Genomic DNA, 19,100 nt, shown 5'->3' with positions numbered 1-19,100 from the left:
GGGCCGATCAGCTCAGCACGCCCAGGATGTCGCTTTCCTTCATGATCAGCAGCTCTTCGCCGTCGACCGTGACTTCGGTGCCCGACCATTTGCCGAACAGGACGCGGTCGCCAGCCGAAACCGACGGTGCGATCAGTTCGCCCGAATCCTTGCGCGCGCCTTCGCCCACGGAAATGATCTCGCCCTCGGCGGGCTTTTCCTTGGCGTTGTCGGGGATGATCAGGCCGCCCTTGGTCTTCTCTTCCGATTGGACGCGACGGACCAGCACGCGGTCATGCAGCGGTTTAAATGCCATTGTCGAACACTCCTTGATTCAGGTTGCAGTGTTGCTTTGTTGGCACTCACCGGGTGCGAGTGCCAATGACGGCTAGATAGGCAAATCGCCCAAGCCTGTCAACGGGTCATCGCGGTCTGGTGTCTGGCGGCAGGGGGGCAAACATGACAGTCTGGCGGCCATTGACGGACCAGCAAGGATACCCATGCGACTGACGATTGCCGCCGCCCTGTTCGCCCTGTCGGGACATGGCGCGATGGCCGCCTGCACCGGCCAGAACCTGTTCGACACCATGCCCGCCGAACGCGCCGCGGCGATCGAGGCCGCCAGCCGCGACGTCCCCTTTCGCCAGGGCCTGCTGTACCAGGCCGTGCGCGACGATCAGCGCATCACGCTGGTGGGCACCTATCACTTCGGCGACGCGCGCCACCAGCCGATGATCAAGCGTGTCCGCCCGCTGATAGATCAGGCCCATGCGCTCTATGTCGAGGCCGCCCCCGCCGAGGAGGCCCGCCTGACCAAGGCGCTGACCGAGGATCCGACCCTGATGGTCGATCCCGACGGGCCCACCCTGCCGGAACGCCTGTCGCCCGACGAATGGGATGCGCTGTCGCAGGCCATGTCGGATCGCGGCACGCCGGGTGTCATCACCGCCCGGATGCGGCCCTGGTATGTCGCGCTGATGCTGGGCGTCTCTCCCTGCATGGTCCGCACCATGGCCGAGCAGGGAGGAGAGTCCGGCGGCCTGGACCACCTGCTGGTGGCCGAGGCGCAGGACGCGGGGATGCCCGTCCGCTCGCTGGAGCCGTGGGACACCATCTTCGGCCTGTTCGAGGACCTGACGCCCGAACAGGAGCTGGACATGATCCGCGCAAGCCTGCCTGCGGCCAGCTATGCCGACGATTACGCGGTGACGCTGACGGATGCCTATTTTGACGGAGATGTCTGGAAGATCTGGGAATTCGGGCGTTTCGACGCCTATGCCAATTCCGGACTGTCCAGGGAAGAGGTCGATCGCCAGATGGACCTGGCCCAGACCCGGCTGATGGACGATCGCAACCGCGCGTGGATCGCACCGCTGCTGGAGGGTGCCGCCGAGGCCGGGGATGAGGGAATTGTCGCAGCCTTCGGTGCGCTGCACCTGCCCGGAGAGGCGGGGGTCCTGTCGCTGCTGCAGGACGAGGGCTTCACGATCACCCGTCTGGACGGGTGACCGGATCTATTGGCCGTTCAGGACGCCAAGCGCGTGGGCACGGCCCTGTTTCTGATAGGTGATGCGGCTGTCGCCGATCTCGCTGATGGTGCCGCCGTTGATGCGGTCGCCGATGCGCAGCGTCAGCACGCGACCGTTGGACAGGCGGACCAATGCCCGGCTTGCCCGGCCCGCGCCGATCGTGCCGATGATCTGGGTGCTGCTCAGCTGGATCCCGTCCTTGACAGTGGCGCTGGCGGCGGCATTGCCGATGGCGTTCTGCGGGACGGCGGCCATGACCTCGGGCTCGCTGTCGACCTCGGGCGGGCGGTACTGCTGGTTGCGCGATGCGGCGGCCTGCGCCTCGGCCTGGGCCTGGGCGCGGGCGCGGGCTTCGGCCTGGGCACGAGCCTGAGCTTCGGCCCGGGCGTCGGCTGCGGCTTGTGACCGGGCGCGCGCCTCGGCCTGGGCCTGCAATTCGGCATCCTGCCGGCGCTGTTCGGCGATCGCGGCCTCGGCCGACTGTGCCTCGGCTGCGGCGCGCAGGTCGGGCGACGACGGCGACAGGGCCGCAGCGACCGGGGCGGCCGTGGCCACCATCGCGTTGACGGCGGCGCCACCGGCGCGGCGCGGCGGAATGGCCGACGATGTCAGCGCGGTCAGCGCCACCGCGCCGGGCGCGGCAGGGCTGTTGCCGATGGCCGATGCGATGGCATCCTCCACGGCCTGTTCCGACACCGCGGGGCTGGCCACGGTGCGCGTGCCGGGCCGGCTGTTCGGGCGGGCCGACCGCAGGATGGCGCCCGACGGTGCGGCGGTGGGGCCGGGATCGATGGCCGCGGGACGGGGTGCGGCAAGACTGGCCGCCGCACTGGCCCGCGGGGCGGGGCGGGCGGCATCGACGCCCTGTGCCACGGCATCCTGCACGGCCTGTTGGGACGGTGCGCGCACAGAGACCGGCCGGCGCGTGGGCCGGGCGTCGGCCAGTTGGAAGACCAATCCGCGCTCGGCCTGGCTCAGCGGCGCGTCACCTGCCTGCGCGGTCCGCAAATCGCGCAGCTGATCGATGATCAGGCTGCGTTCCGCCTGCGTCAGCGCCGCGGTCTGCTCGGGCGCGCTGCCTTCGTCTAGCAGGGACAGCCGGTCGGGGCGCGAGGGCGGGCGGGCTGACGGCTGTGCCGGGGCAGCCGCAGCCTCGGACGCAGGCCGGGCCGGGGCGGGACGCGCTTGGGCCGGGCTGGGCGGGCGTGCCGCCGGGGTGGCGGTGGCCTGCGCCGGGGCGGCCTGCACCGGGGCGGCCGCTGCTGCGGGGCGATTGGCCGGCGCCGAAGCCGGAGCGGATTGCGCGACGGGTGCCGCGGCGGGGCGCGACGGCGGCCGCGCGGCCGCTACCGGTGCCGCCGGCTGGTTCTGCACGCCATACGGCAGCGGATTGGCCGGGACCGTCGGCTGGCGGTCGGGCGTGGCAGGTACGGAGGCCGCAGCCGGGGTCGCCCGGGGAGGACGGGCCGACCGCGCCAACTGTTCGGCCTGCGCGGCGGCGGTTTGCGCGGCGGACGGGGTCGGTGCGGTTGCAGCGGGTGCCGGCGCCGTGGTCGCTGCGGGTGCAGGTTCGGCGGGCGTCGGCTCCGCGGCGGGCGCAACTTCGGCGGTCGCGGTGGCAGCCGGGGCGGCCGTCAGATCCGCGATCATCGATGCTGCAGGCGGCACGGCGACCGGTGTCAATGCAGGGGCAGGCGCACGGGCCTGGGCCAGCGCCTCGGCCAGGGCCTGATCCAGGGCGTCGGGCTGTTCAGGCGTCGTCTGCGCGGTCTGCGGTTCCTGTGCCACAGGGGCGGGGTCGACCGGCGTCGTGGGCGCGACAGGGATGGCCGCTTGCGGGGCGGGTGCCGTCTGCTGCGGCTGTGCCGCGACGGGGGGCTGCTGGACAGGTGCCTGCGGAACGGGGGCCTGCGGAACGGGGGCTTCGGCCAGTTCCTCCTGCGGCGCGGGGCGGCCAAGGAACAGCAACGCCACGACCAGCAGCAGGGCCAGCCCGCCCACCAGGACGGGCAGACGCGCCGGGTCCAGGGCGCGCAGGCGGTCGGACAGCGTCGGTGCGACGTCCTCGGCGGGTGCGGCCGCGTCGCGTTCCGCCCGTGCGGCGGCGGCGCGGCTGTGCACGGCCTCGGCCCGCGGCGACAGGCGCTTTGCGGTCAGCGGCCCGCTGCCGTGACGGATCACCGCGGCAGGCGTCTCACCCGTCGGGGGCGCGACGGTGTCGGTGGCGGGCTGGACCGCGACCGCCGCCGGGACCGCGACCACATGCGGGATGATGCGCGAGATGACTGGCACCGCGGCGACGATGGGCTGTTCGATCTCGATCTGCGGGGCGGTCACGCGCGCCTGGCTGAGGACCGGCTCGCTGAAGGGCCGGCGGTTGTACTGTTCCTGCACCAGCCGCGAGGGGCCGAAATCGGGATTGCCCTGGAACCGGTCGTCGCCCGGCCGCGCCTGAAATCCGGATGGGCGAAAGCCCTGGGCGCGGGCGAAATCCTCGGCCTCGTGCAGGGTGCGGCGGGCGACGGCGGCCACGCGCAACGTCTCGATGTCGCCGTTCGTGGCGGGGCACCAGTCGAAGGCCAGATCCTCGGCGCGATAGGGGGTCGACGCCTCCAGCGCGCGCGCAATGGTTGCAGCGGTGTCCGAGCCGAAGGGGACCGTCAGCACCGTGTACAGGATCTGATCGTCGGGGATCACCAGGACCGTGTCCAGTTCCCCGGCCTGGCCGCCCGCCTGCTCGCGCAGCCCGTTCAGCACGGCGGCCATGTCGCCGCCGGCGAAGCGGGCATGGCCCAGGGGCCGCCAATCCGGGCCGTTGCGGCATTCCAGCCGGACCGCCTCCTGGGTAAAGCTCATGGCGAATTCGGGTGGCGCGGCGTGCTGGTTCATGGCTGTCTTCACTGCTCGGGGTGCGTCGCGTGGTCGTGCCCGCGACGTCATTGTTCACCAATCACCACTACCGCAAATTGTGGAACGTTGAAAGAAGAACTGCCATATCTGTGATCGGTTTTGCGCGTGAAAGGGCTAGGAAGCGGGCATCGGTCAGGGCATCAACGCCTGAGCGAACACGCGATCAGAAAGGATCCCCTGATGCGACCGATCTTCCGTGCCCCCCCTGCCAGACGGCTGGCCCTGTCCGTGGCCATGACCGCCCTGATGGCCGCCCCCGCCCTTGCCGCGCCCATGGCCTGCGGTCCGGCCGGTCCGTCGCGCCTGACCGTCACCGGCGAGGGGCAGTCTCGCATCGCCCCCGACATGGCGACCGTCCAGCTGGGCGTGACCACGCAGGCCGACAGCGCCGCCGCCGCGATGGAGCAGAACAGCACCCAGCAGAGCGCCGTGATCGAGGCGCTGACCGGCGCCGGGATCGACGAGGCGCAGATCCAGACCTCGGGGCTGAACCTGAACCCGCTGATGCAGTACGGCGAGAACCAGGCCCCGACCGTCACCGGCTATCAGGCGACGAACACCGTTGCGGTGCGCGTGTCCGACCTGGCCCGTCTGGGCGAGGTTCTGGACGCCATCGTCACCGCAGGTGCCAATGAGATCAACGGCATCACCTTCAGCCGCGAGGATGGCGCCGAGGCGCAGGATCAGGCCCGCCGCGATGCCGTGGCCGACGCACGCCGCAAGGCCGAGCTGCTGGCAGAGGCCGCGGGCGTCGACGTGGGCCCGGTGCTGACGCTGCGCGACATTCAGACCGGCACGGGCGGACCGCGCCCGATGATGCGCATGGAGGCCGCGATGGCCGATGCCGTGCCCGTCCAGGCCGGAGAGGTCGAGATGGCCGCCCAGGTCGAGATCGAATACGCGCTGGCCGGAGAGGGTGCCTGTGCGCCGATGCCGCCGCACGGCATGGGCATGCATCACGGCGACCGCGGTCATGGCGGCCCCGAGCATGGTGGGCCTGAGCATGGTGGCCCCGAACATGGAGGTCCCGCGGGTGGTCCGGCGGGCGGGCCTGACGGCAGCCCCGTGCATCCGCCGATGCCCGGCGACGGCGCACCCGCGCCGGACGAACCGATCGTGCCCGGCATCGTCGAGCCGCTGCCCGAGACCCCGGCGAACTGATCGGACGACATTGCAGGGACGGGCCGGGGGGCGACCCCCGGCCCGTTTCGTCAGGCCGTGGCCTTGGCCAGGGCCTGATCCAGGTCGGCGATCAGATCGTCCGCATCCTCGATGCCCACCGACAGGCGGACGACCTCGGGGGCGGCACCGGCAGCGCGCTGCTGATCCTCGGTCAGTTGGCGGTGGGTGGTGGAGGCCGAATGGATCACCAGCGACCGCGCATCGCCCAGGTTCGCCACATGGCTGAACAGCGACAACGCATCGACCAGCTTGACCGCCGCCGCATAGCCGCCCCTGATCGCGAAGGTGAACAGCGCCCCGGCGCCCTTGGGATACAGCCGGCGCGCCGTCGCGTTCCACGGAGAGCTGTCCAGGCCGGCATAGGTCACCCGCTCCACCCGGTCGTCGGCCTCCAGCCAGGCGGCGACCTTCTGCGCGTTGGCGACATGGCGTTCCATCCGCAGGCCAAGCGTCTCGATCCCCATCAGCGTGTAATGCGCACCCTGCGGGTTCATGGTCATGCCCAGATCGCGCAGCCCGATGGCGATGCCGTGGAAGGTGAAGGCCATGTTGCCGAAGGTCTCGTGGAATTTCAGACCGTGATAGGCGGGTTCCGGGGCCGACAGGCTGGGAAACTTGTCGCTGGCGGACCAGTCGAAGGTGCCGCTGTCCACGACCACGCCGCCGGTCACCGTGCCGTTGCCGGTCATGTATTTCGTCAGGCTGTGCACGACCAGCGTGGCGCCCATCTCGATCGGGCGGCACAGATAGGGGGTGGCCAGCGTGTTGTCGACGATCAGCGGGATCCCCGCCGCATCCGCGATGGCCGCGACCGCCGGAATGTCGGTGACCGACCCGCCGGGATTGCTGATCGATTCGCAGAAGACCGCGCGCGTGTCGTCGTCGATCGCCGCGCGCAGCGCCTCGGGGTCGTCGAAATCGACGAACTTGGCCGACCATCCGAACCGCCGGATCGTGTGGCTGAACTGGGTCACGGTGCCGCCATAGAGCCGGGTCGAGGCCACGATGTTGCGCCCGGGCGCCATCAGCGGAAACAGCGCCATGATCTGCGCCGCATGGCCCGACGAACAGCAGACCGCGCCCGCACCCCCCTCCAGCGCCGCGACGCGCGCTTGCAGCGCCGCGACGGTCGGGTTGGTCAGGCGCGAATAGATGTATCCGACCTCCTGCAGGTTGAACAGGCGCGCGGCGTGGTCGGCGTCGCGGAAGGCATAGGCCGTCGTCTGATAGATCGGCACCTGCCGCGCCCCGGTCGCCGGGTCGGCGGCCGCCCCCGCATGGATCGCCCGCGTGTCGAAACCCTGTTGATCGCTCATAGTGTCCTCCCTCCGATGTGGCGCAAGCCTAGTCGCCGGGCCGGGCGGGCGGCAATCGGGAAAAGGCTTCTCCGGCGGGGGACCGGGGCAGGGGAAATCCTCTTCTCAGCGGCCTTGGCGGCGCGCCATGAAGGCCAGCTTCTCGAACAGGGCCACGTCCTGTTCGTTCTTCAGCAGCGCGCCGTGCAGCTTGGGCAGCATCGTCGCAGGATCGCGGGCCAGATCCTCGGGAGACAGGTCCTCGGCCAGGATCAGCTTCAGCCAGTCCAGGAACTCGCTGGTCGAGGGCTTCTTCTTCAGCCCCGGCACGTCGCGCAACTCCATGAACTGGGACAGCGCGCTGTCCAGCAGGCGGGGTTTCAGCCCCGGGTGGTGCACCTCGACGATGGCGCGCAGGGTCGCGGCATCGGGAAACCGGATATAATGGAAAAAGCACCGCCGCAGGAACGCGTCCGGCAGCTCCTTTTCGTTGTTCGAGGTGATGATGACCACGGGCCGGTGCGCGGCGCGCACCGTCTCTCCGGTTTCGTAGACATGGAACTCCATCCGGTCCAGTTCCTGCAGCAGATCGTTCGGAAACTCGATATCGGCCTTGTCGACCTCGTCGATCAGCAGCACGACCCGTGCGGGGGCGGCAAAGGCCTGCCACAGCTTGCCCCGCCGGATATAGTTCGACACGTCGTTCACCCGCGCGTCACCCAGCTGGCTGTCGCGCAGCCGACTGACCGCATCGTATTCGTACAGCCCCTGCTGCGCCTTGGTCGTGGACTTCACGTGCCATTCGATGATGGGCATGCCCAGGCTGGCGGCGACCTGCCGGGCCAGCTCCGTCTTTCCGGTTCCGGGCTCTCCCTTGACCAGCAGCGGGCGTTCCAGCGTGGCGGCGGCGTTCACCGCCAAGGCCAGATCGGGCGGGGCCACATAGCGGTCGGTTCCCGTGAACTGCATGAAACTCTCCTTTAGCGCAAGGTGCTTGGCCGCAACTGCCCGCAAAGTTGCGGCGAATTGCACGCCGCGCATCATTAGCGCCCTGAACCCTAGTGACAAGCAGCACGTCATACTTTAAGGGACCGCGCAAGGTGCCGGTAATTTTGCTCCGCCCGGCGCCGCCGGAGGACGTAATGAAAGCCCAGACCTTCCTTCCCCAGGATTATCGCCCCGCCGAGGACGAACCCTTCATGAACGAGCGTCAGCTCGAATATTTCCGGCGGAAGCTCGAGGCCTGGAAGCAGGAACTGCTCAGCCAGTCGGCCGAGACCCTGGAAGGACTGCAGGACAGCGCCCGCAGCGTACCCGACCTGGCCGACCGCGCCAGCGAGGAGACCGACCGCGCGCTGGAACTGCGTACCCGCGACCGTCAGCGCAAGCTGGTCAGCAAGATCGACGCCGCGCTGCGCCGCATCGAGACCGGCGATTTCGGCTATTGCGAGATGACCGGCGAGCCGATCAGCCTGCGTCGTCTGGATGCCCGTCCCATCGCAACCATGACGCTAGAGGCGCAGGAGCGTCACGAGCGCAAGGAACGCGTCCACCGCGACGACTGATCCATCCGTCAGCGCCGCGCCAGGCCCCGCCCGGTGCGGGGCCTTGTCACATCCGGAGGTCCTATCCATGTCCGCGCTTGAGAACCGTCCCGTGACCGTCATCGGCGCCGGAATCGGCGGCCTGACGGCGGCGCTGGCCTTGGCGCGACGCGGGGCGCAGGTCACGGTCCGGGAACGCGCGCCCGAACTGGGCGAAGTCGGCGCGGGGATCCAGATTTCGGCCAATGCGGTGCGGGTGCTGGATGCGCTTGACCTGGGAACCGCGCTGGATGGCGCCGCGCTGCGCACGGACGCGGTGCAGCTGAACGACGAACGCGGGCGGCGCGTGCTGCGCATGGACCTTCGGGCGCATCGCCCGGAGGCGCGCTTTCTGCTGATCCACCGCGCCCGGCTGATCGGTCTGCTGGCCGATGCGGCACGGCAGGCGGGCGTAACGATCCAGCTTGGCGTGACGGCGGCTGATACCGATGGCCTGACCATCGCCGCCGACGGGCTGCGCAGCACGCATCGGGCAGCACTGAACGGCCAGCAGGTGCCATTCTTCACCGGCCAGACCGCATGGCGCGCCCTGATCCCCGATCCCGGAGGCGCGCCCGTCGCGCAGGTCTTCATGGCCGCGCGCAGGCATCTGGTCAGCTATCCGCTGCCCGGCGGCCTGCGCAACATCGTGGCCGTCGAGGAACGCCCGGGCTGGCAGGACGAGGGCTGGTCCCATCCCGGCGACCCCGACCGCCTGCGCGCGGCCTTTGCGGGCATGGGCGGGCCGGTGCCGGGCTGGCTGGCCCAGGTGGACCATACGCATCTGTGGGGTCTCTTCCGCCATCCGGTCGCGGCGCGCTGGCATGACGACCGGCTTGCCCTGCTGGGCGATGCGGCCCACCCGACGCTGCCCTTTCTGGCCCAAGGCGCGGGCATGGCCATCGAGGACGCCTGGACGCTGGCCGCCTGCCTGGACGCGATCCCGGATCAGCCGCAGGCCCTGGCCCGCTATCAGGCGCTGCGCCAGCCGCGCGTGACCCGGATCGTCGATGCGGCGAACGCCAATGCCCGCAACTATCATTTCGGGGGTGTCATGCGGATCGGCGCGCATTCGGTGCTGCGCGTGGCGGACCGCCTGGCGCCGTCGCTGATGCCCGCCCGTTTCAACTGGCTCTATGACTTCGATCCGGTGGGACAGATACCCTGATCCGACATCGGCACCCCTCCGCGACGGGGGGTCCGGGGGGCGCATAGCCCCCCGGCCGCCGCGGGACGCAAATCAGGCTGCGCGTTCGACCGCCGCGACGATGCCGTCGACGACCTCGCGCAGGACGGCCTCGTCCTCGGCCTCGGCCATCACCCGGATCAGCGGCTCGGTCCCCGATTTCCGGATCAGCACCCTTCCAGATCCCGCCAGCCGCGCCTCGGCATCCGCGATCATGCGCTTGACCGGCTCGGCCGCCAGCGGATCGGCGCCCGCGGCATAGCGGACGTTCTTCAGCATCTGCGGCACGGGTTCGAACTGCGCGACCAGTTCGCTTGCCGCCCGACCTGTCTCGGCCATCGCGCCCAGCACCTGCATCGCGGCCACCAGCCCGTCGCCGGTGGTGGCATAGTCGGTCATCACGATATGACCCGACTGTTCGCCGCCCAGGTTGAAGCCGCCCTCGCGCATGCGCTCGACCACATAGCGGTCGCCGACCTGCGTCCGTTCCAGCCGCAGGCCGCGCGCGGTCAGGTAATGCTCCAGCCCCAGGTTCGACATGACCGTGGCGACCAGGGCGCCGCCTGCAAGCCGGCCCTGTTCGGCCCACCGCCCGGCCAACAGCGCCATGATCTGGTCACCATCCGCCACGCGGCCCGTCTGGTCCACGATCACCACCCGGTCGGCATCGCCGTCCAGACTGATCCCCAGATGCGCGCCATGGGCACGGACCGCATCGGCGCAGGCCTGGGGATGCGTGCTTCCGACGCCGTCGTTGATGTTGAACCCGTCCGGCTCGACGCCCAGGGGGATCACGTCCGCGCCCAGTTCCCACAGGACGTCGGGCGCGGCGCGATAGGCGGCGCCGTTCGCGCAGTCCAAGACCACCTTCAGCCCGTCCAGCCGCAGCTTGGCCGGGAAGGTCGTCTTGGCATACTCCATGTAGCGGCCCCGACCGTCGTCGATCCGCTTGGCCCGGCCAATGCTGGCCGGGGCGACGGGGTCCAGCGCGCCCGCGACCAGCGCCTCGATCTCGGCCTCGGCCTCGTCGGACAGCTTGAAGCCGTCGGGACCGAAGAACTTGATGCCGTTGTCCTCGGCCGGGTTGTGACTGGCCGAGATCATGATCCCCAGATCGGCCCGCATCGACCGCGTCAGGAACCCGACGGCAGGTGTCGGCACCGGGCCCAGCAGCAGCACGTTCATGCCCGTGCTGGTCAACCCCGCCGTCAGCGCGTTTTCCAACATGTAGCCCGACAGGCGCGTGTCCTTGCCGATCACCACGCGGTGCCGGTTGCGCCCGTCGCGGCGAAAGTATCGACCGGCGGCGGCGCCAAGGCGCAGCGCCATCTCGGCGGTCATCGGATAGGTGTTGGCGCGCCCGCGGACCCCGTCGGTGCCGAAAAGCTTTCTGCTCATGTCCCTGCCTTCCCGTTCTTGTTGAGGGCCGCGATCAAGCGCAGCCCCTGTGCGTGTTCCGCGACATCGTGGACGCGGTGGATCTGGACCCCCTGGGCCACGGCCGCGACCGTCAGGGCCAGCGTGCCGGGCATGCGCTCTGCCGCCAGGTCGGCCCCGCCGATCCGGCCGATGAAACGCTTGCGCGACACGCCCAGCAGGATCGGGCAGCCCAGCCCATGATACAGCGAAATCCGCCGCAGGATCGCCAGATTATGCGCCTCCGTCTTGCCAAAGCCGATGCCCGGATCGATCACGATGCGATCAGCGGGAATGCCCGCCCGGACCGCCCGGTCGATGCGTGCGGCCAAGGCATCATAGACGTCCAGCAGCACGTCGTCGTAACGCGGGTTGTCCTGCATCGTGGCGGGCAGCCCCTGCGCATGCATCAGGCAGACAGGTACCCCGGCACCGGCCACCAGGGGCGCCAGTCCCGCGTCAAAATCAAAGCCCGACACGTCGTTGACCATACCGGCCCCGGCGGCAAGCGCGGCCTGCGCGACCGCAGCCTTGCGCGTATCGACCGATATCGGCAACAGGCCGCGGGCAGCCTCGATCGCGGGCAGGATGCGGGCGATCTCGTCCGGGACGGCGATCTCCTCGGCTCCGGGACGTGTGGATTCGCCGCCGATGTCCAGCAGGTCCGCCCCATCCGCCACCAGGGTACGCGCCTGCGACGCAGGATCGTATCGGCCGCCATCCGAGAAGCTGTCGGGGGTCGCATTGACGATGCCCATCAGCCGCGGCCGGTCCAGCGTCAGGCCCAGGACGGACGGCCGCGGGGCCGTCAGGGCCACCATCACGCGATCGGGTGCGCTGTCGACGATGCGCGGGGCCGCGCCGCGTTGCAGGCATTCCAGATGCGTGAACCCGGTCCACCCCCCGGCGAGGGGCCAACGGCCGCCCTGATCCTGCGGGATGGGGCGATAGTAGAGGCCGTCCTGCATCATCGGATGTCAGGCGGTGCGCAGATGCGCGACGCTGACCGCCAACCCGTCCGGTACGACCGGCAGCGGCCTGTCGGCGGGGCCAGCGAAATCGATGTGATGGGCCCCAAGACGCCCCGCCAGCCACAGCGCAAGGCTGTCGGGACCGTCGCCTGCATCCGGGGCATCGGCGGCAAGACGCGTGGGCGCCCAGATCACCGGCTGACGCAGCTGGATCGCGGCGTCCAGTTCGGTGCGGGTCTCGGCCACCTCAATGCCCAGGTCGCCGCCAAGCCGCCATGCGGCCTGATCCAGCGACAACAGCGCCAGGCGGCGGGCATGCGGGCCGTCATCGGTCATGGTTTTGGCGCCCGGGACGATCACGACCGCCCCCGGGGCCAGCGGAGCGCCGGGGGCGTGCACCAGGATCGCCACCTGCGCGGCCACGCCCGTGGCGGGCACGCGGCCCCGATGACGGATGATCGACACGCCAAGGGCGCCCGGACCGCGGTCCAGCTTTTCGACGCTGACGGTGATGCGGGCGGCACGGGGATGGGCCAGCACCTCGGCGGCGATGCGTTCGGCCAGCGTCTCGACCAGGTTGTAGCGCTGATCGGCCAGCGCCGTGTCGACCGCCTGCGTCAGTACGTCATAGGACAGCACGGCGTCGACATGATCGCCGCTGCCCGCGACTGTCTCTCGCAGATCCACGGTCAGGTTGAATCGCAGGCGCTGATCCAGGCCGCGTTCCGATTGAAAGGCGCCGATCTCGGCCGAAAGGACGTGGTCGCGCAGAAAGATGCGGTCGGGATGTTCCATATCCGCCATTCACAGCAAATCCGCGGCGCGGGCAACCCCCGCCGCAGACCTCAGTTCGAGGCGACGCGCTGATTGGTGCGATAGAAGATGTGGCGGCCGATCTGGACGGTGCGCTGGAAACGGCGCGACCAGGACGGGCTGACCGCCGGGGTGTGGAAATAGGTGGCGCCACCGGTCAGCTGGCGCGGTGCGCCGGCCAGGGCTTCGGCCGCGATGTCCTGGGCGCGCAGATAGGCGGCCTTGTTGCGGATCGGCTTGGCGCCGCCGATGGTATAGCTGAACTGGCTGGGCTGGTTGATCACGCCGCAGACGGTGCGGGGAAAGGCGCCGCTGTCGACGCGGTTCAGGATGACCTCGGCCACGGCCATCTGACCCTGACGACCTTCGCCGCGGGCCTCGTGGTAGAGGGCCTCTGCCATGCAGTCCAGATCGGCGCGGGAAATCACCTTGCGCGTGTTGGCCAGATGCAGGGTTTCGACGGGCTCATCGGGAGTGATCTCGACCGTGACGGGCATCGCGTCGGTATAAAGCAAAGGCGTGGGCCGCGGAGCGTTCGCGGCGGCTTGCAAAGCGCCGAACATGCCGGTATCGGCGGAAAAAAGCGATCCGTTTCCCCCGGCAAGGGCAGTGGTCGTCAGAAGGGGCATGGCTGTTGCCGCACATAAAAGAGCGTGCGCCAGCCGTTTCGACAGCTTGGGCATGTACAGTCCTATACAAGGTCCCGTGTTGACGGGGCATTAATGCCCGGTCGACAGGGATGGTCTGTCACGCCGGGCGGGCTGACGATGTGATTAGGATTTTCGGCATCTGCTGTGCCATCCCACTTCGGCGTGAGGCCCGGAACCGGCCCGTTCGGGGCAGTTTTGGGCAGCAATCCGCCACGCCGTTGCGCGGAAACCGGCAACTTCCGGCACATGGGTGTAAGGGTCAGATGTTATGTCCAGACAAATCAGCAACTTGCAGTTGCAGAATCACGACCGGGGCACAGGCGGGCGGTTTCTGATGGCCGATTGCGCCGCCGCAAGCCGCGCGACCGGCACGCGGAAGGGTGAACAGGACACGTAATCCACGCCTGCCTGATGGCAGAACGCGATGGATTCGGGGTTGCCGCCATGCTCTCCGCAGACGCTCAGGGTGATGCCCGGAGCCTGCGCGCGGGCGCGCTGCACGCCGATCAGCAACAGCTCGCCGACCCCGTCCTGATCCAGGACATGGAAGGGATCCTCGGCATAGACCCCCTGGCCCACATAGGTTCCCATGAAGCGCCCGGCATCGTCGCGCGACAGGCCATAGGTCATCTGCGTCAGATCGTTCGTGCCGAAGGACAGGAAGGCGCTGTGGGCCGCGATGTCGCCGGCACGCAGGGCGGCACGCGGCGTTTCCACCATCACGCCGAGGCGATAGGTGAAATCGGTGCGCATCTCGTTCCTGACGGCGGCCGCGACGGCGTCGATGCGGGTCTTGACCAGTTCGACCTCGCGCATGGCGCTGACCAGCGGGATCATGATCTCGGGGACGACGGGGTCGCCCTTGCGGCTGGCCTGGACGGTCGCCTCGAAGATCGCGCGGGCCTGCATGTCATATATTTCGGGAACGGTGATCCCAAGACGGACCCCCCGCATGCCCAGCATCGGGTTGAATTCGGTCAGCGCCTCAACGCGCCGGGTCACGTCCGACAGCGGCAGGTCCAGCGATTCGGCCAGCTCGCGCAGCCCCTCGCGGTCATGGGGCAGGAATTCGTGCAGTGGCGGGTCAAACAACCGGATGGTGACGGGAAGGCCGGCCATGATCTCGAACAGACTGGCGAAATCCTGGCGCTGCATGGGCAGGATGCGGTCCAGCGACAGGCGCCGATCCTCGGGGGTGTCGGCAAAGATCATCTCGCGCATGGCGGGCAGGCGTTCGGCGTCGAAGAACATGTGCTCGGTCCGGCACAGGCCGATGCCCTGCGCCTGGAACCTGCGGGCGGCGCGGGCATCTTCGGGGGTGTCGGCATTGGCGCGCACGCCCATGCCGCCCGCATCCGCGGCCCAGTCCATCAGCTGCGTGAACGCATCGTCCAGCGCGGGGGGCAGCAGGACGGCCGCGCCCGCCAGAACCTCGCCAGAGCTGCCGTCGATGGTGATCTCGTCGCCCTCGTGCAGGATGCGGGATCCGGCACGCACGGTGCGGGCGCGGGCGTCGATGGTCAGGCCGCTGGCGCCCACGATGCAGGGCAGGCCCAGGCCGCGGGCGATCACTGCCGCATGGCTGGTCGTGCCGCCCCGCTCGGTCAGCACCGCGACCGAGGCGTGCATGCCGCGGATGTCCTCGGGCACGGTTTCGCGCCGCACCAGGATACAGGGTTCTCCCCGTGCATGGGCAGATTGCGCGCTGGCGGCGGAAAAGACGATGCGCCCGGTGGCGGCGCCGGGGCTGGCATCGATGCCGCGCGCGATCACGTCGCGGGGCGCGCGCGGGTCGACCTGATGGTGCAGCAGGTCGGCCAGGGCGCGCGGCTCGACGCGCATCAGCGCCTCCTCGGGGGGGATGATACCGTCGCGCGCCAGGCTGACCGCGATGCGGACGCCGGCGCGGCTGCCACGGGCCACGCGGGTGGCGTCGATGACGCTGATCCGGCCCTCGGTCACGACGAACTCGATCTGCATCTCCTCACGCAGGCGCTCGCGGGCGGCAATGCCGAAGCGGACCAGGTCGGCAAAGATCTCGGGCGCGGTGTCCTCCAGCGCGGGGCCGCGGTCGTCGCGGGTCAGGAACAGCGTCTCGGCGCCCGCCCCGACGGTCGCGCCGTGGCGCTGGCCGCGAAAGCGTCCGGTGACGCGCGGGGTACCGGTGACGGGGTCGATGAACTGGATCGTGCCCGATCCGCAGATGCCCGGACCAAGCGCCAGCGCCATTTCCTGCACCACCAGACCCAAGGGCGCATCCGCGGGCGCACCCTTGGCCTGACGCAGCAGGCGGGCGGTCGGCCCGTCCCATGCACGCGCCATGCTGCGCAGCACCTCGGACAGCTGTTCGGTGGGGTCCTGGGGGAAGGGCTGGTCCATCTCGTCCTGGTAGTGCCGCAGGCTGGCCGCCAGGGCATCGGGGCCGTCCTGCGTGAACAGGTCAGGGTCCAGCCGCGCGATATGGATCGCATAGCTTTGGACGAAGGACAGATAGACCGCGTCCGCATTGTCGCGCCCGATCACCTCGGCCAGCCGCGCGTGCAGCGCATCGTTGATGCCGACATTCAGGACCGTTCCGGGCCCGCCCCATTCCGGCATCGCGGCCGAGGGGCGCACGCTGACCAAGCCGCTGCCCGCAAAGATGTCCAACAGGGCGTCGGGCTGGATGCGCCGTCCCTGGGCGATCATGCGGACGGTGTCGGCAGGGATCGCAAAGCTGCGCGGGACGGGAAGCTGCATCCGGACCAGCCGCTGCAGGCATTTCGCACGCCACCCATGCAGCTCGCGGCTGATCGGGGCCGAGGGCGTGATCAGCAATGCGGTGGCGGGTGGGGGTGCGCTGGTCATGACCCCAGCATCCTAGGGGCGGCGACCGCAGTCCCGCAAGGCCATTATGCGGCAGTGCAGCAGAGGACCATGCGGCGCGTCCGCGCATGGCGCCGGATCGTCGATGAAAGAAGGGATATCCCCGCAGGGAGGGGGATCAGGGGACCGTGGCCCCCTGATCGGATCGCATGGGGATCAGCCCTCGGCGTCTTCCGCCGGGGCTTCCTCGGCCGGGGCGTCGGCAGCGGGTGCCTCCTCCGCGGGGGCGGCCGTGTCACCGTCCGCGATGGTCACGGTCATCATGTAGTCGGGCTCGGTCACCGATCCATTGGTGGCGGCGTCGCCCTTCTTGATGGAGTCCAGCACGTCCCAGCCTTCGATCAGCTGACCCACAACGGTATATTCACCGTCCAGGAACGGCGCCGGGGCCAGGTCGATGAAGAACTGGCTGTTGGCACTGTTGGGGTCCATGGCACGGGCCATGCCAACCGTTCCGCGGTCGAAGGTCTGTTCGGTGAACTCGGCCTCCAGGTCTGGCAGGTCGGAACCGCCCATCCCGGCCATCGCCGTGTCGCCGTCCTGACGGCCGTTCTCGACGTCGCCGGTCTGCGCCATGAAGCCGTCGATGACGCGGTGGAACACCACGCCGTCATAGGCACCCGAATTCGTCAGCTCGACCAGGCGGGCGACGTGGTTGGGCGCCAGATCCTCGCGGAGGTCCAGCACGATCGTGCCCTTGGACGTGCCTTCGGCGTCGGCAACCTCGATGACCATGTTCGGGCCGTCGGTATCCTCGACCTGCGGGTTGGTCCCCTGCGCGGTCGCGGCGGTGCCCAGCATCAGCAGGGCCGGAATCAGCGCGGCCTTACGCATCGGCGGCCACCTTGACGCTGATCATGCGGTCCGGGTTCACTGGCGGCTCGCCACGGGCGATCTTGTCGACATGCTCCATCCCCTCGATGACGCGGCCATAGACGGTGTACTGGCCGTTCAGGAAATGGTTGTCCTTGAAGTTGATGAAGAACTGGCTGTTCGCGCTGTTCGGGTTCTGCGACCGCGCGGCGCCGATGGTGCCACGGTCATGGGGCAGCTTGGAGAACTCGGCCGGCAGGTCCGGCTTGTCCGATCCACCCGTGCCGGCGCGGCCGGGGTTGTAGTCCTTTTCCATGTTCGCATGGGCCACGTCGCCCGTCTGGGCCATGAAACCCTCGATGACGCGGTGGAAGGCCACGTTGTCATAAGCGCCGGCGCGGGCCAGTTCCTTCATGCGCTCGGCATGCTTGGGGGCCACGTCGGACAGCAGCTCGATGACGACGGGGCCGTCCTTGAGCTGGATGACGATGGTGTTTTCCGGGTCCTTGATATCGGCCATGAGGCCCTCCTTTGTCAGGTGCGACCCCTGATCTAGGGTCTGTCGCTGCCCTGCGCAACGCGCGAAACCGTTATGGGGTCCGACCGGCAGGGGCGCGCGCATCCACCGGGCGCGGTTGACGCCGCGCCTGCCATGCGGGACAAGTTCGCCAACTCTTGGACCCTGAAGGATGCGACATGGCAAAGTTCAACACCATCGACGACATGGATCTTGACGGAAAGGTCGTGCTGACCCGGGTCGACGTGAACGTCCCCGTCGAGGACGGCCAGGTCACCGACACCACCCGCATCGACAAGATCGTACCGACGGTCAAGGACATCCAGGCCAAGGGCGGCATCCCCGTGCTGCTGGCACATTTCGACCGCCCCAAGGGACAGCGCGTCGAGGGCATGAGTCTGCGCCAGATCGTTCCAGCGCTGGAGGCGGCGCTGGGCCAGCCGGTCGTCTTCGCCGACGACTGCATCGGCGGTCCCGCCAAGCGCGTCGTCGCGGCGCTGCAGCCGGGGCAGGTGGCCCTGATGGAGAACACCCGCTTTCACGCAGGCGAGGAACAGAACGACGGCACCTTCGCCGCATCGCTGGCGGCGCTGGGTGGTGCCTATGTGAACGATGCCTTCTCGGCGGCCCATCGCGCCCATGCCTCGACCGAGGGGCTGGCGCGGCTGATGTATGCGGGTGCAGGTCGCCTGATGGAGGCAGAGCTGAAGGCGCTGGACGCGGCGCTGGGCGATCCGCAACGGCCGGTGATGGCGGTCGTGGGTGGTGCCAAGGTCTCGACCAAGCTGGACCTGCTGACGAACCTGGTCGAGAAGGTCGACCATCTGGTGATCGGCGGAGGCATGGCCAACACCTTCCTGGTGGCCAAGGGCGTCGAGGTCGGCAAGTCGCTGGCCGAGCGCGACATGGCCGATACCGCCCGTGCCATCCTGGAAAAGGCCGATGCCACCGGCTGCAAGATCCACCTGCCGGTGGACATCGTCGTGGCACGCGAGTTCAAGGCGGGCGCGGCATCCGAGACGCTGCCCGTCGATCAGTGCCCGGCCGATGCGATGATCCTGGATGCCGGCCCCGAGACGGTCGAGGCATTGCGTCAGGCGATGACCGCCTGCAAGACGCTGATCTGGAACGGCCCGCTGGGCGCCTTCGAGATCGAGCCCTTCGACGCGGCCACCAACGCCGCCGCGCGCGCCGCGGCCGAACTGACCGCGCAGGGACAGCTCGTGTCGGTCGCGGGTGGGGGCGACACCGTCGCGGCGCTGAACAAGGCGGGTGCGGCGGAGGAGTTCACCTTCATCTCGACCGCCGGAGGTGCGTTCCTGGAGTGGATGGAGGGCAAGACCCTGCCGGGCGTCGCAGCACTGGAAGCCGCCAAGCGCTGAGCGAACGGC

16 protein-coding genes are annotated in these 19,100 nt (G+C 69.4%); 5 read left to right on the top strand and 11 right to left on the bottom strand.

Translation table 11 applies throughout. The features are described from left to right. Nucleotides 1-7: 7 nt before the first annotated feature. Nucleotides 8-295, bottom strand: coding sequence for a co-chaperone GroES (locus tag PRL19_RS13665; RefSeq protein WP_045981205.1), 288 nt, complete (start codon nucleotides 293-295; stop codon nucleotides 8-10). 184 nt (nucleotides 296-479) lie between these two features. Between PRL19_RS13665 and PRL19_RS13660 the strand changes: the two genes are divergently transcribed. Beyond that, the gene (locus tag PRL19_RS13660; protein ID WP_273743282.1) at nucleotides 480-1,487 is read left to right on the top strand and encodes a TraB/GumN family protein; all 1,008 of its coding nucleotides are present in this window, start codon (nucleotides 480-482) and stop codon (nucleotides 1,485-1,487) included. A 6-nt stretch (nucleotides 1,488-1,493) separates the two neighbouring features. Here the strand turns inward: PRL19_RS13660 and PRL19_RS13655 are convergent, their stop codons facing one another. Then, a complete protein-coding gene (locus PRL19_RS13655; RefSeq protein ID WP_273743281.1) occupies nucleotides 1,494-4,397 on the bottom strand; it encodes a hypothetical protein in 2,904 nt (967 codons plus the stop codon). Nucleotides 4,398-4,598: 201 nt separating this feature from the next. On the opposite strand from PRL19_RS13655, the gene PRL19_RS13650 reads away from it, so the two are divergent. After that, nucleotides 4,599-5,579 carry an SIMPL domain-containing protein gene (locus PRL19_RS13650; RefSeq protein ID WP_273743280.1) on the top strand — a complete coding sequence of 327 codons (981 nt, stop codon included), beginning with the start codon at nucleotides 4,599-4,601 and terminating at the stop codon, nucleotides 5,577-5,579. 50 nt (nucleotides 5,580-5,629) lie between these two features. Here the strand turns inward: PRL19_RS13650 and PRL19_RS13645 are convergent, their stop codons facing one another. Further along, nucleotides 5,630-6,916: an O-acetylhomoserine aminocarboxypropyltransferase/cysteine synthase family protein gene (locus PRL19_RS13645; protein ID WP_148912273.1), complete on the bottom strand. Its 1,287-nt coding sequence runs from the start codon at nucleotides 6,914-6,916 to the stop codon at nucleotides 5,630-5,632. A gap of 105 nt (nucleotides 6,917-7,021) precedes the next feature. Next, nucleotides 7,022-7,864, bottom strand: a complete 843-nt coding sequence (locus PRL19_RS13640; protein WP_273743279.1) for an AAA family ATPase — start codon at nucleotides 7,862-7,864, stop codon at nucleotides 7,022-7,024. Between the two features lie 173 nt (nucleotides 7,865-8,037). Here PRL19_RS13640 and dksA point away from each other — a divergent pair, with 173 nt between their 5' ends. Further along, nucleotides 8,038-8,460 (top strand): RNA polymerase-binding protein DksA, encoded by a 423-nt coding sequence (dksA, locus tag PRL19_RS13635; protein ID WP_045984066.1) that lies wholly within the window; start codon nucleotides 8,038-8,040, stop codon nucleotides 8,458-8,460. Between the two features lie 67 nt (nucleotides 8,461-8,527). Further along, nucleotides 8,528-9,646 carry an FAD-dependent oxidoreductase gene (locus tag PRL19_RS13630; protein WP_273743278.1) on the top strand — a complete coding sequence of 373 codons (1,119 nt, stop codon included), beginning with the start codon at nucleotides 8,528-8,530 and terminating at the stop codon, nucleotides 9,644-9,646. A gap of 72 nt (nucleotides 9,647-9,718) precedes the next feature. On the opposite strand, the gene glmM is transcribed toward PRL19_RS13630, so the two are convergent. From glmM to PRL19_RS13595, 7 genes are all read right to left on the bottom strand, one after another. After that, nucleotides 9,719-11,062, bottom strand: coding sequence for a phosphoglucosamine mutase (gene glmM / locus PRL19_RS13625; protein WP_148912271.1), 1,344 nt, complete (start codon nucleotides 11,060-11,062; stop codon nucleotides 9,719-9,721). Further along, nucleotides 11,059-12,051: a dihydropteroate synthase gene (folP, locus tag PRL19_RS13620; RefSeq protein ID WP_420704396.1), complete on the bottom strand. Its 993-nt coding sequence runs from the start codon at nucleotides 12,049-12,051 to the stop codon at nucleotides 11,059-11,061. Before folP ends, glmM begins: the two co-directional genes overlap by 4 nt. Nucleotides 12,052-12,057: 6 nt before the next feature. Continuing rightward, nucleotides 12,058-12,855, bottom strand: coding sequence for a dihydroneopterin aldolase (locus PRL19_RS13615; protein WP_273743277.1), 798 nt, complete (start codon nucleotides 12,853-12,855; stop codon nucleotides 12,058-12,060). Nucleotides 12,856-12,896: 41 nt separating this feature from the next. Next, entirely contained in the window at nucleotides 12,897-13,493 is a 597-nt protein-coding gene (locus PRL19_RS13610) for a cell wall hydrolase (RefSeq protein WP_052714635.1), read from the bottom strand. A 324-nt stretch (nucleotides 13,494-13,817) separates the two neighbouring features. Beyond that, nucleotides 13,818-16,361, bottom strand: coding sequence for a putative PEP-binding protein (locus PRL19_RS13605; RefSeq protein ID WP_273743276.1), 2,544 nt, complete (start codon nucleotides 16,359-16,361; stop codon nucleotides 13,818-13,820). A 174-nt stretch (nucleotides 16,362-16,535) separates the two neighbouring features. Beyond that, on the bottom strand, nucleotides 16,536-17,213 hold the full coding sequence (locus PRL19_RS13600) for a peptidylprolyl isomerase (protein WP_252928240.1): 678 nt from the start codon (nucleotides 17,211-17,213) through the stop codon (nucleotides 16,536-16,538). Next, nucleotides 17,206-17,712 carry a peptidylprolyl isomerase gene (locus PRL19_RS13595; RefSeq protein ID WP_273743275.1) on the bottom strand — a complete coding sequence of 169 codons (507 nt, stop codon included), beginning with the start codon at nucleotides 17,710-17,712 and terminating at the stop codon, nucleotides 17,206-17,208. Before PRL19_RS13595 ends, PRL19_RS13600 begins: the two co-directional genes overlap by 8 nt. A 176-nt stretch (nucleotides 17,713-17,888) precedes the next feature. Between PRL19_RS13595 and PRL19_RS13590 the strand changes: the two genes are divergently transcribed. Beyond that, nucleotides 17,889-19,091 (top strand): phosphoglycerate kinase, encoded by a 1,203-nt coding sequence (locus tag PRL19_RS13590; protein WP_273743274.1) that lies wholly within the window; start codon nucleotides 17,889-17,891, stop codon nucleotides 19,089-19,091. The last annotated feature ends 9 nt before the right edge of the window (nucleotides 19,092-19,100 follow it).

The sequence above is a fragment of the Paracoccus marcusii genome (assembly GCF_028621715.1).
Lineage (GTDB): Bacteria > Pseudomonadota > Alphaproteobacteria > Rhodobacterales > Rhodobacteraceae > Paracoccus > Paracoccus marcusii.
The sequence above is the reverse complement of the archived record's forward strand: the minus strand, read 5'-3'. Positions and strand labels throughout refer to the sequence as shown.

Bases quoted from the DNA above. Each gene is read 5' to 3' on its own strand.
- PRL19_RS13665 (WP_045981205.1), bottom strand. From the start codon at position 295: ATGGCATTTAAACCGCTGCATGACCGCGTGCTGGTCCGTCGCGTCCAA.
- PRL19_RS13660 (WP_273743282.1), top strand. From the start codon at position 480: ATGCGACTGACGATTGCCGCCGCCCTGTTCGCCCTGTCGGGACATGGC.
- PRL19_RS13655 (WP_273743281.1), bottom strand. From the start codon at position 4,397: ATGAACCAGCACGCCGCGCCACCCGAATTCGCCATGAGCTTTACCCAG.
- PRL19_RS13650 (WP_273743280.1), top strand. From the start codon at position 4,599: ATGCGACCGATCTTCCGTGCCCCCCCTGCCAGACGGCTGGCCCTGTCC.
- PRL19_RS13645 (WP_148912273.1), bottom strand. From the start codon at position 6,916: ATGAGCGATCAACAGGGTTTCGACACGCGGGCGATCCATGCGGGGGCG.
- PRL19_RS13640 (WP_273743279.1), bottom strand. From the start codon at position 7,864: ATGCAGTTCACGGGAACCGACCGCTATGTGGCCCCGCCCGATCTGGCC.
- dksA (WP_045984066.1), top strand. From the start codon at position 8,038: ATGAAAGCCCAGACCTTCCTTCCCCAGGATTATCGCCCCGCCGAGGAC.
- PRL19_RS13630 (WP_273743278.1), top strand. From the start codon at position 8,528: ATGTCCGCGCTTGAGAACCGTCCCGTGACCGTCATCGGCGCCGGAATC.
- glmM (WP_148912271.1), bottom strand. From the start codon at position 11,062: ATGAGCAGAAAGCTTTTCGGCACCGACGGGGTCCGCGGGCGCGCCAAC.
- folP (WP_420704396.1), bottom strand. From the start codon at position 12,051: ATGATGCAGGACGGCCTCTACTATCGCCCCATCCCGCAGGATCAGGGC.
- PRL19_RS13615 (WP_273743277.1), bottom strand. From the start codon at position 12,855: ATGGCGGATATGGAACATCCCGACCGCATCTTTCTGCGCGACCACGTC.
- PRL19_RS13610 (WP_052714635.1), bottom strand. From the start codon at position 13,493: ATGCCCCTTCTGACGACCACTGCCCTTGCCGGGGGAAACGGATCGCTT.
- PRL19_RS13605 (WP_273743276.1), bottom strand. From the start codon at position 16,361: ATGACCAGCGCACCCCCACCCGCCACCGCATTGCTGATCACGCCCTCG.
- PRL19_RS13600 (WP_252928240.1), bottom strand. From the start codon at position 17,213: ATGCGTAAGGCCGCGCTGATTCCGGCCCTGCTGATGCTGGGCACCGCC.
- PRL19_RS13595 (WP_273743275.1), bottom strand. From the start codon at position 17,712: ATGGCCGATATCAAGGACCCGGAAAACACCATCGTCATCCAGCTCAAG.
- PRL19_RS13590 (WP_273743274.1), top strand. From the start codon at position 17,889: ATGGCAAAGTTCAACACCATCGACGACATGGATCTTGACGGAAAGGTC.